The sequence below is a fragment of the Staphylococcus sp. HMSC035D11 genome (assembly GCF_001836075.1).
Taxonomy (GTDB): Bacteria; Bacillota; Bacilli; order Staphylococcales; family Staphylococcaceae; genus Staphylococcus; species Staphylococcus hominis.
Window position 1 is genome coordinate 1 of the sequence record NZ_KV827243.1, and the last position, 275, is coordinate 275.

Annotated in this window: 1 protein-coding gene; it reads right to left on the reverse strand. The window is 33.5% G+C overall.

The window, feature by feature from the left end; all coding sequences use genetic code 11:
- Window positions 1-33: 33 nt before the first annotated feature.
- A partial coding sequence (locus HMPREF2647_RS11020; RefSeq protein WP_031789238.1) for a DDE-type integrase/transposase/recombinase occupies window positions 34-275 on the reverse strand: 242 nt, incomplete at its 5' end.

Here is a 275-nt window from a genome sequence, read left to right on the forward strand (position 1 = left end):
AGCTAATCACTAATATATCATGTCAGTGTTCGTTTAACTTGCTAGCATGATGCTAATTTCGTGGCATGGCGAAAATCCGTAGATCTGAAGAGACCTGCGGTTCTTTTTATATAGAGCGTAAATACATTCAATACCTTTTAAAGTATTCTTTGCTGTATTGATACTTTGATACCTTGTCTTTCTTACTTTAATATGACGGTGATCTTGCTCAATGAGGTTATTCAGATATTTCGATGTACAATGACAGTCAGGTTTAAGTTTAAAAGCTTTAATTA